The sequence below is a fragment of the Kitasatospora sp. NRRL B-11411 genome (assembly GCF_000721345.1).
GTDB classification, from domain to species: Bacteria; Actinomycetota; Actinomycetes; order Streptomycetales; family Streptomycetaceae; genus Kitasatospora; species Kitasatospora cineracea.
The window spans coordinates 1-9474 of record NZ_JOGH01000176.1 but is presented as its reverse complement, the minus strand read 5'-3'; the positions used below and the strand labels follow the sequence as shown (position 1 = coordinate 9474).

Sequence of the window (9474 nt, the reverse complement as noted above, 5' to 3'; positions counted from 1 at the left end):
CCACCCCCACCACCCCCGACCGCGGCCCGCCGAGGTCACTCCAGCGGGTCGCGGACCACTTCGGGCAGGTGCAGGACGGCCTGCAGGGCGATGTACAACTCGGCGGAGTCCAGGCGGCGTTCGAAGGAGCGGCCGGAGAGCTGTTCGATCCGGCGGAGCCGGTAGCGGATGGTGTTGGGGTGGCAGTAGAGGAGTTTGGCGGCCTTGTCGGCGGAGCCGTCGACGGCGAACCAGGTGGACATGGTGGTGAGGAGCTGTTCGCGCTGGCCGTCGGGGAGTTCCATGACGGGGCCGAGCACCTGGTTGCCGATCCGGGAGGCGGTGGAGGGCGCGGAGGCGACCAGCATGGGCAGCGGGTTGTCGTCGAACAGGGTGACCGTCTCGTCGGGCCGGCCCGAGCTGGCGAGGGCGACCTGGGCGAGGTGCAGGGCCTGCGGGGTCTGGTCGAGGCGGGTGTAGCAGGGGCTGACGCCGGCCCGGCGGACGGTCTGGCTGCGCAGGGTGTCGACCAGCAGGTCGATCGCGGCGGCGGCGCGCATCGAGACGATGCCGATGTGCGCGTCGGGGGTGAGCCGCCAGGCGGAGCCCATGTCGTGCTCGCGCAGGGTGGGTTCGATGTCGGGCAGGGCCTGCCGGGCGAGGCCGGGCGCGTGGGCGACGACCACGGCGAAGGTGCCGTCGTACGGGAGGGTGAGCATGTCGGCGGCTTCGAGGACGGAGCCGGGGTTGCCCATGCCGCCGCGCAGCACCACGTCGACCAGGGCGGAGCGTTCCTGGTCGCGGCGGACCATCAGCAGGGCGGTGGTCTCGTTGAAGGCGTTCATCATGGCGTTGGTGGACTCTTCGTTGAACCGCCAGACGTCGGTGGCCATCTGCACCAACTCCTCGGTGGTGGCGAGGCCGTGGCGCAGCGACTCGGTGGCCATGGTCTCCCAGAGGTTGGCGAAGCCGATCCGGAACGCGGACTGCACGGTGGCCAGCGGGACGCCCTGCTCGGCGCGCAGCCGTCCGGTGCGGCGGGGGGCCTCCAGGCAGAGGCCGTCCTCGTGGGCGAGCCGGCGCAGGGTGAACTCGATGTTGCTGCGGACGGATTCGCTCAGGTCCCCGGCGGGCAGCGGCCCGGCGCTGCGGTACACGCTCATGCCGCCGCGGATCCGGCGGACCGTTTCCTCGGTGATCTCGGTGAGTCGGTTCAGCAGGTGGCCGGCCAGTCGCGCGGCCGAGTCGACCGGCGCGTCGGTGAGTCGGGTGCCCATGCGGTGAGCCTAGGCGGCGCGCGGCGGCGCGTCCGGTCGGCGCGGGGGCGTGCCGGGCGGCGCACACGCCGTGGGGTGCCGGGACGGGCGGCTCCCGCACGGGCGTTCCCCGGGTGAGGGCGGGGGTGGATGTTGACGGTGCGTCAGGCCGTTGGGGGGAGGGTTTTGTCGCCGCCCACAGGCCGGACCGGGGCCCGGCTGTTCGTCCGGACAGCGTTGGCGCCCGGCGGCGTCCGGCGGCGTCCGGGGTGCGCCGGGCGGCTCTAGTCTCCTGCTCAGACCAGCCCGGACCCGCCGGGCCGGACCGAGTGGAGAAGACACCCGTGATGGAGAGCCCCGCCGAGCTGCGCCTGGACCTGGTGATGGATCTGCTGCTGTCGCCGGAGGAGGCCTTCCCGGTCCCGGCGCGGCTGGTGTACTGCGCCGACGACCCGTACGCGGTGCACATCGCCTTCCACGTCGACTCGGCGCAGCCGATCGGCTGGTTCTTCGCCCGGGACCTGCTGGTGCAGGGGCTGCTGCGGCCGACCGGGCTGGGGGACGTGCGGGTGTGGCCGGCCGTGGTGGACGGGCGGCGGATGGTCACCCTGATGCTCTGCTCCCCGGAGGGCGACGCCTTCCTGCAGGCCCCCGCCGCCCTGGTGGCGGCCTGGGTGCGGCGGACGCTGCAGCTGGTCCGGCCCGGCGGGGAGGCCGAGCGCGCCCGGGTGGACCGGGCGCTGGACGCGCTGTTCGCGGCGAACGGGGCGTCCGAGCCCGGCTGTTGAGCCCGGTCGCGCTCGGCCTCCCCGCCCGGCCGGGCCCTCAGCGGGCCAGCCGCCCCAGCAGCGCGGAGGCCGCGGTGATCCCGGCGACGGTGGCCAGGGCCAGCACGCCGAAGTCCAGGGCGAGGTGGGACGGGGTGCCGATGAGCAGGCCGCGCAGGGCGTCGACCTGGTAGCTGAGCGGGTTGGCCCGGCTGACGGCCTGCAGCCAGCCGGGCATCAGGTCGACGGGGTAGAGCGCGTTGGAGCCGAAGAACAGCGGCATGGTGATGGCCTGTCCGATGCCCATCAGCCGGTCCCGGGTGAGCACGATGCCCGCGATGGTCATCGACAGGCAGGAGAAGAACGCCGAGCCGAGCACCACCGCCACCGCCACGCCCAGCAGCCGCAGCGGATCGGCCGTCATCCCGACGCCGAGCACGGCGGCCAGCACCACCACCACGGCCGCCTGGATCACCGCCTTGACGCCCGCGGCGAACGCCTTCCCGGTGACCAGCGCGGCCCGCGGGGTCGGGGTGACCAGCAGTTTGGTGAGCACCCCGGAGTCCCGCTCCCAGATGATCATGATGCCGTAGAAGATGGCGATGAACATCGCGGACTGCGCGATGATGCCCGGCGCCAGGTAGTCCAGGTACGGGGTGCCGCCGGTGGGGATCGCCTTCAGCCGGGTGAAGGTCTCGCCGAAGATCAGCAGCCACAGGGCGGGCTGGATCGCCCGGGTGTACAGCTCGGTGCGGTCGTGCCGCAGCTTCTGCAGCTCGACGGTGCACATCGCCACCACCCGGGCCGGGACCACCCGCCAGCCGGTGCGGGCCTTCGGCGGGACCAGCAGCAGTCCCAACTCCGGTGCGGGATCAGGCTGTTCAGCCGACTCGGCTGGCGGTGCGGCGGGTGCGGCGGACATCCGAGAACTCCCCTTCCTTGGCGTCGTCGGTCAGCGCCCGGCCGGAGAAGTGCCGGAACACGTCGTCCAGGGTGGGCGCGTCCTGGGCCGGGTCCTCGGCCCGGACCCGGGCCTTGAGCTCCTCGGGGGTGCCGAGCGCGCGGATCCGGCCGCGGTCCATCAGGGCGATCCGGTCGCAGTGCCGGTCGGCCTCGTCCATGTAGTGGGTGGTGACCAGCACGGTCATGCCGGTGGCCCGGCGGACCGCCTCGACCCGCTCCCAGACGCCTGCCCGGGCGATCGGGTCCAGGCCGATGGTGGGCTCGTCCAGCACCAGCAGCCGGGGCGCGCTGACCAGGGCCTGGGCCAGTTCGAGCCGGCGCACCATGCCGCCGGAGTACGTCCCGGCCATCCGGTCGGCGGCCTCGGTCAGGTCGACGGCGGCCAGCGCCTGGGCGACCCGTTCGGCCCGTTCGGCCCGGGCCACGTCGAAGACCCGGGCGAACAGGGCGACGTTCTCCCGCCCGGTCAGCCCGGCGTCCGCGGACAGCGCCTGCGGGACGTAGCCGAGCAGCCGCCGCACCCCGGTGCGGTCGGTGGCGCAGTCGTGGCCGAACACCCGCACCATGCCGCGGGCGGTCGGCAGCAGGGTGGTGATCGCCCGGATGGTGGTGGTCTTGCCCGCGCCGTTCGGCCCGAGCAGCCCGAACACCTCGCCGGGGCGCACCTCCAGGTCGACGCCGTCCACCGCCCGGGTGACCGGCCCCTTCCCCCGGCCGTGGCCGAAGCTGTACACCAACTCCCGGCACTCGACGGCCGGTTGCTCCGGTTCGCTCATCCCTCCGCACTCCCCTCCGCGGCCGCCCGGGCCCGCAGCCCGGACGCGACCGCACGCAGGGCGGGCACCGCGGCCGTCAGGGCCGCCCGGTCCGCCGGATCGAGTTCCGCCACCACCTCGCCGACCAGTTCGGCCCGCCGGACCCGCCAGGCGGCCAGCCGTTCGACGGCCTCCCCGGTGGCGTGCAGCAGCACCGCCCGGCCGTCGGCCGGGTCGCTCTCGCGGCGCAGCAGGCCCTGGCCGACCAGCTGGTTGACCAGGGTGGACACCGAGTTCCCGGCCAGGAACAGCTCCTCGGCCGCCTCGGAGACCCGCATCCCGGGGGTGTCCGCGACCAGCCGCAGCAGCTCGACCTGGGCGCCGCGCAGCCGCGGCCCGGCCAGCCCGGCGCGCAGCTGGCGGCGGATCAGCCGCTGGATGCCGACCAGCAGCGCGGCCAGCTCCTCGGGCTCCGCGGTGTCGGTGGTCTCGGTGCTCTCCGGGGCTCGCGCCGGTTGTTCGCTCACCCTCCGATTTTAGCTCTGAATGAGAGGCATCGGTCGAGGGGTGTCCGGTGAAGAATTCCGCAAGGTTCCGGGAACGCCGCCCGAGACACCGCGGGGAACGCCGGCAGGAACGCCGCCGGGCCGGCCCGCGCGGGTGCGCGGACCGGCCCGGTGCCGGGGGCGGGTCTCAGCAGTCGGCGAAGGCGGTGCAGACCGGGGCGGCCAGCGGGTTCAGCACCGCGTCGTCGGAGCCGCCGGCCCAGGCGGTCTTCGGGTGGCCGCCCTTGGGCAGCTGGGCGTGCAGGGTCAGCTCGGCGAGCGTGCCGTCCTTCGCCGTCAGGTACTCGTGCACCTCGGTGCTGCCGCCGCCGGACTGCGGCACGGTGAGGGTGGCGGCGACCGTCATCCCGTCCTCGACGGTGACCTTGACGGTGGCGCCCGGCACGGTGGAGGCGCAGCCCTTCAGGCCCTCGGTGACGCCGGAGAGCAGGCCGTAGGCGCTCTGCGCGGCGCCGCTGCTCTTGGCGGAGGAGCCGAAGCTGGCGATCGTCTCGTCGGCCGCCCAGTCGCCGGCGGCGCCGCCCAGCGCGGCGGTCTCCACCATCGGGACCTCGGCGAAGGAGTCCTCGCGCGGGATCTTGCAGAGTTCCTCGATCCGCAGCCTGCCCTTCTCGCCGAGCACCTTCGCCGGGCCGGCCTTCCAGTGCAGGGCGGAGTTCAGCGGCACGGCCTTCGGGTCGATCCACACCCCGGCGGGCAGCCGCCCGGCCTTTCCGGGGGTGGCCTCGGGGGCGCCCTGGCTCTTGGACGCGGCGGGCGACGCGGAGCCGGCCGCGGACGGCGCGGCGGTGGACGCGGTGGAGGGCGCGGCGGAGGCGGCGCTGTCACCGGTGTCGGTGCCCTCGGGGTCGCAGGCCGTCAGGACGGCGACGGCGGACAGGCAGGCCACCGCGGCGGCGGTGAGGCGGAGCGAACGCACGGATTCAATCCCTGGGAGTTCGAGGACGGCGGAAGGGGGGCGCGGAGCGGGACGGGCCCGGTCCGCGCCGGTGTGGCCACCCGGCCGGGCGGCGGCCGCCCCGGACGGGACGGCCGCGGCGGGGGCGGACCGGATCAGTAGCCCTGCGGCTTGTGGTGCGGGTTGGCCTGCGGCACCTTGCTGGCCAGGTCGTGCCCGTCCGGCGAGACGTGGTACCGGCTGCGGATGTACGTCATGGACGCCGCGACGTTGGCCACCGGGTCGTAGATGTCGGTGGAGGTGCCCTTGACGTGGTTGGCCGCGAAGGTGCTCGGGATGCACTGCCAGCCGCCGCGCGAGCAGTTCGCGGGCTTGCCGTCGCCGACGATGGCGCCGTGGGCGTTGCTGTCCCAGGCGTTGATCTGCGAGCCGGGCGCGTTGTACGAGGACTCGCGGGAGGCGATGGTCAGCATGCCCTCCGTCCAGGCCGCGCGGGCCTGCGGGTCGGTGACGCCCATCGCGTCCAGCGCCTTGGCGATGTACTCGCGGCAGGCGGCCTCGCCGCTCTTGTACTTGCCCGCGCCGCCGTACGTGACCTCGCCGACCTTGATCGCGCCCTCGTGGGAGACCGTCGGCGTCGGGTCCTGGCCGTGGCCACCGCCGCCCCCGTCGTGCTTCTTCGGGCCGTGCGGCATCGGCTTCTTCGGGCCGGTGGGCTTGGTCTCGTGCCTGCCGCCACCGCCGGTGGGCTTCTTCGGGCCGGCCGGCTGCCCGGGGTGGCCGCCCTTGCCGGGCTTCTCGACGCCCTCGCGGGCCCGGCGCTCGGCCTCCGCGTACTCCTTGGCGACGACGCCGAGCTTGCTGACGTCGCTGCCGAGGTTCTTGGTGAGCTGGTTCTTGGTGGCCTCCAGGGCCGCCATCTGCTGCTCGATCGCGCTGACCCGCTCGCGCACCTGGGCGACCACCGCGCCGAAGCCGATGATGCCGCCGAGGGCGCCCGCCGCGAGGTCGGTGGTGACGGCCCTGGCCATCACGTCCTTGATCTGGCCGGTCCGCTGGGACAGTTCGCCCATCCGCTGCTGGATCGCCTGGAAGTCCTTCTGGATCTTCGCCAGTTCGCCCGCCTGGTAGCCGAAGCCCGCTGCCATCCTGTGTCCCCCCGTAGGACTTGATGTCTGCTCAGGTCGTTTATCCCATCACACCCGGTCCGGACGCAATCACCGGACCCGTCGGTTCGACTACCGCCGCTACCCTTTGCCGAGGCTTTGCAAACCTGTCGGACGGGTGTTCGCCGAGATGCCCGAGCGCCCGGGGCGCGCGATCATGGCTGGTGCGGACCGTCCCGCCGGCGGCCCCGCGCACGGTTCTCCGCGACCGACCGGCCGAGGTGCGGGCCGGCTGCCGGCACCCGACCGGAAAGGCTGGGCTCCGATGTTCCAACTCCTCTGGATTCTGCTGATCGGCTTCGTGCTGGGCGTGCTGGCCAAACTGATCCTGCGCGGGCCGCAGTCCATCCCGTGGTGGCTGACCATGCTGCTCGGCGCGGCCGGCGCCCTGCTCGGAAACCTGGTGGCCGGCTGGATCGGCGTGCGGCACACCGGCGGCATCGACTGGATCAGGCACTTCCTGCAGATCGGTTTCGCCGTCGTGCTGGTCGCCTTCGTGGCTCCGGCCTGGAGCAAGTCCCGACCCGGCAGGTAGCCGCCCCTCTCACCGACCCCGACTCAGACACCGACACCCGTACCGCCCGCCCGGCCCCCGGCCCGGCGGGCGGCGGCGTGCCGGGGGCCGGCCGGGGCGCCTCCCCGGCCCCGCCCCGGCAGGCCCCGGCACGGCCCCGGCAGGCTCCGGCACGGCCCCGGCAGGCTCCGGCCGTCAGGCGAAGCGGGAGCTGCGGACCGGGCCCGCCGAGCGGATCCGGTCCCGGCTGCCGGTCGCCCAGGTGGCGGCGGCCCGGGCCGCGAAGTCGGCCAGCGCCGCGTCCGGGTCCGGCGGGGTCGCCCCGTCGCCCGGGTCGGGCTCGGCGGAGGCGGCGAGGACCTCCCGGGCCAGCTCCTCGGCCGGGCGGTCGTCGGCCGGGGAACGGGTGACCTCGCCGTCCTCGCCCATCGCCATCCGCGGCTCCCAGGGCGCGACGATCCGCTGCACCAGCAGGCCGCAGACGTCCGCGGACACCGCGGGGGTGTCGGTCCAGCAGGTGGCGTGCTCGTACAGCACCTCGCCCGGGGCGCGCTCGTGCAGCGCGGAGAGCAGCTCCCCGTCCACCTCGTTCAGGTCGTACGCCAGCACCAGCGCGTCCGGGGTGCCCGGCCGGTAGGGGGCGGCGGGCAGGCCCAGCAGTTCGGCCGCGGCCAGGCCGAGCGCCCGGCTGCCCCGGTCGGGCAGCAGCGCGACGGCGGCCGGGCGGCGGCCGGTGGCCTCCAGCACCAGACGCAGGCGCTCCAGGCCGAGCCGGCAGTCGTCCCAGCCGCCCTGCAGGTACGCCCAGCGGCCGGTCATCCCGGCGTCGTGGCCGAACGGGGAGAGGGTGGCGAGCAGGCCGCCGGTCAGGACGTGGTGCCAGCCGCGCAGGTCGGCCGGGCCGGCGGGCGGGACGGCGGCGGCCCGGGCCAGGGTGCGGCGGATCCGGTCGGCGGCGGGCCGCCAGGTGTCGTCGGGGGCGGCGAGCCGGGCGAAGACCTCGCGGGCGAGGGCGAGGTCCCCGGCCATCAGCGCGTTGTGCACCAGCAGGTAGCGGTCGGGCCAGTCGCCGGTGATCCCGTCGTGCTCCCGGAGCAGCTGCACGGCCTCGGCGTGCCGCTCGCCGTCCTCCAGCGCGACGGCCAGTTCCAGCAGCACCTGCCGCGGGGAGACGGCCGGCCCGGCGGAGCGGGAGCGGCCGAACAGCCGCCGCTTGGGCTCCTCGGCGGCGGGCCCGGTGCCGGCCCGCAGCGCCTGGCGCAGCGCGGGGACGGCGAACTCGGACAGGCCGTGCTCGATGCAGGCGTACCCGTACGCGTACAGCGGGCCGGGCCCGGCCGGGTCGGCGGCCAGCGCGGCGGCCGCGGCCGCCAGCTCGTCGATGCCCGCCAGTTCGGCCAACGCCGCGACGGCCGGGGCGAGTTCACCGGCCGTCAGGCTCTCGGCCCGGGCCCGCAGTTCCCGCACGGCGCCCTGCGGGTCACCGGCGTCGAGCAGTTCACGGGCCTTGGCGAGATCGGGGTGCACGCAGTCTCCTCCTGGAGTCGTTCGGAGTCCTTCTCGGGATCGGGTGCGCGCGGCACTTCCGGCCCCGCCGGGGCGCACGCCCGCCCGATCATCGCCGCCGGCCGCCCCCGGGCCAACCGGTTTTCCGCCGCCCCGGGCCGTACGGTTTCCGTTGCCCCGGGCGCGGGCGGGCGGCGACGTGTCACCGTCCGGTCCCGATGCGGTCCGGAAACGGCGTCTTCGCCCCGTCCGCAGGTCCGACGCCCGTAGCGTCCTGTGCCCGTGACCGGTGCCCGGGTCCAGCAGCCCGGCCGCACCGTCCTCCGACCCGTACGCACCCACACAGGAGAACTCCCGTCATGACCGGACGTCAGCCACTCGCCGCCCGTGCCCTGCTCGCCGCCTCGGCGCTGGTCGCGGTGCTCGCCCTCGCCGCCTGCGACCCGGAGGGGACGGACGGCGGGGACGCGGCCTCGCCCGCGCTCTCGCCCGCGGCGAGCGCCCCGAAGTCCTCGCCCGCCGCGCCGAAGTCCTCGCCCGCCGCGCCGCCGTCCACGGGGGCCGCGCCCTCGTCCAGCAGACCGGTCCAACCGGGCGGCAAGCACACCCTGACCGAGGCGCGCACGGCCGGCGGGCTGGCCCGGGCGACCGGGGACGCCCAGCTGAGCGACGTGCCGGTGGACCCGGGCGAGATGCGCGAGGGGATGACCCTGGTGGAGGCCAACTACCGCCCCAAGGCGGGAGGTTCGGGACGTTCGGTGCTGTTCGCCGGGGTCGACAACGTGCCCGAGGACCCGAGCAAGCGCCGCGAGCACCTGTGGCGCGGCCTGATCGACTACGCGCGCGGCGAGGGCTCCACCGGCGACCCCGGCGGCTCCGCCCAGTACCAGGCCGGCCCGCTCGGCGGCAACCTGGAGTGCTTCCCGCTCGGCTCCGACGCCCTGTGCGGCTGGGTCGACAACAGCACCGCCGGCGTCGCCCTGTTCCCCAGCACCGCGCCGGCCGACGCCGCCGAGCAGTTCGTCCTGATGCGCGCCGACCTGGAGCACTGACGTCCGGCGACGAAGTGGCGGTCGCGGGGCCAGGGGGTCGGGGGGCGGGGGG

General features: G+C 75.2%; 10 protein-coding genes. 3 read left to right on the top strand and 7 right to left on the bottom strand.

The features are described from left to right. Window positions 1-35: 35 nt before the first annotated feature. Window positions 36-1256, bottom strand: a complete 1221-nt coding sequence (locus IH44_RS0137300; protein ID WP_051818121.1) for a CdaR family transcriptional regulator — start codon at window positions 1254-1256, stop codon at window positions 36-38. 326 nt (window positions 1257-1582) lie between these two features. On the opposite strand from IH44_RS0137300, the gene IH44_RS0137295 reads away from it, so the two are divergent. Next, the gene (locus IH44_RS0137295) at window positions 1583-2023 is read left to right on the top strand and encodes an SsgA family sporulation/cell division regulator (RefSeq protein ID WP_030464284.1); all 441 of its coding nucleotides are present in this window, start codon (window positions 1583-1585) and stop codon (window positions 2021-2023) included. Between the two features lie 37 nt (window positions 2024-2060). Here IH44_RS0137295 and IH44_RS0137290 read toward each other — a convergent pair whose 3' ends face one another. The 5 genes from IH44_RS0137290 to IH44_RS44960 all read right to left on the bottom strand — a co-directional run bounded on the left by IH44_RS0137290 (window position 2061) and on the right by IH44_RS44960 (window position 6332). Continuing rightward, window positions 2061-2924: an ABC transporter permease gene (locus IH44_RS0137290; protein ID WP_030464283.1), complete on the bottom strand. Its 864-nt coding sequence runs from the start codon at window positions 2922-2924 to the stop codon at window positions 2061-2063. Beyond that, window positions 2884-3741, bottom strand: a complete 858-nt coding sequence (locus tag IH44_RS0137285) for an ATP-binding cassette domain-containing protein (RefSeq protein ID WP_030464282.1) — start codon at window positions 3739-3741, stop codon at window positions 2884-2886. The genes IH44_RS0137290 and IH44_RS0137285 overlap by 41 nt, the downstream gene beginning before the upstream one ends. Continuing rightward, a complete protein-coding gene (locus IH44_RS0137280) occupies window positions 3738-4247 on the bottom strand; it encodes a MarR family winged helix-turn-helix transcriptional regulator (protein WP_081967355.1) in 510 nt (169 codons plus the stop codon). Before IH44_RS0137280 ends, IH44_RS0137285 begins: the two co-directional genes overlap by 4 nt. A 166-nt stretch (window positions 4248-4413) precedes the next feature. Further along, window positions 4414-5205, bottom strand: coding sequence for a hypothetical protein (locus IH44_RS0137275; protein WP_030464280.1), 792 nt, complete (start codon window positions 5203-5205; stop codon window positions 4414-4416). Between the two features lie 134 nt (window positions 5206-5339). Continuing rightward, the gene (locus IH44_RS44960) at window positions 5340-6332 is read right to left on the bottom strand and encodes a hypothetical protein (protein ID WP_051818119.1); all 993 of its coding nucleotides are present in this window, start codon (window positions 6330-6332) and stop codon (window positions 5340-5342) included. A 283-nt stretch (window positions 6333-6615) separates the two neighbouring features. Between IH44_RS44960 and IH44_RS0137265 the strand changes: the two genes are divergently transcribed. Continuing rightward, window positions 6616-6885, top strand: a complete 270-nt coding sequence (locus tag IH44_RS0137265) for a GlsB/YeaQ/YmgE family stress response membrane protein (RefSeq protein WP_014134349.1) — start codon at window positions 6616-6618, stop codon at window positions 6883-6885. Between the two features lie 174 nt (window positions 6886-7059). Here IH44_RS0137265 and IH44_RS0137260 read toward each other — a convergent pair whose 3' ends face one another. After that, the gene (locus IH44_RS0137260) at window positions 7060-8391 is read right to left on the bottom strand and encodes a hypothetical protein (protein WP_030464278.1); all 1332 of its coding nucleotides are present in this window, start codon (window positions 8389-8391) and stop codon (window positions 7060-7062) included. A 338-nt stretch (window positions 8392-8729) separates the two neighbouring features. Here IH44_RS0137260 and IH44_RS0137250 point away from each other — a divergent pair, with 338 nt between their 5' ends. After that, window positions 8730-9422 (top strand): hypothetical protein, encoded by a 693-nt coding sequence (locus tag IH44_RS0137250; RefSeq protein ID WP_051818117.1) that lies wholly within the window; start codon window positions 8730-8732, stop codon window positions 9420-9422. Window positions 9423-9474: the final 52 nt, after the last annotated feature.

Excerpts from the sequence above, each read along its gene's own strand:
- IH44_RS44960 (WP_051818119.1), bottom strand. The coding sequence starts at position 6,332 with ATGGCAGCGGGCTTCGGCTACCAGGCGGGCGAACTGGCGAAGATCCAG.
- IH44_RS0137265 (WP_014134349.1), top strand. The coding sequence starts at position 6,616 with ATGTTCCAACTCCTCTGGATTCTGCTGATCGGCTTCGTGCTGGGCGTG.
- IH44_RS0137250 (WP_051818117.1), top strand. The coding sequence starts at position 8,730 with ATGACCGGACGTCAGCCACTCGCCGCCCGTGCCCTGCTCGCCGCCTCG.
- IH44_RS0137285 (WP_030464282.1), bottom strand. The coding sequence starts at position 3,741 with ATGAGCGAACCGGAGCAACCGGCCGTCGAGTGCCGGGAGTTGGTGTAC.
- IH44_RS0137300 (WP_051818121.1), bottom strand. The coding sequence starts at position 1,256 with ATGGGCACCCGACTCACCGACGCGCCGGTCGACTCGGCCGCGCGACTG.
- IH44_RS0137290 (WP_030464283.1), bottom strand. The coding sequence starts at position 2,924 with ATGTCCGCCGCACCCGCCGCACCGCCAGCCGAGTCGGCTGAACAGCCT.
- IH44_RS0137295 (WP_030464284.1), top strand. The coding sequence starts at position 1,583 with ATGGAGAGCCCCGCCGAGCTGCGCCTGGACCTGGTGATGGATCTGCTG.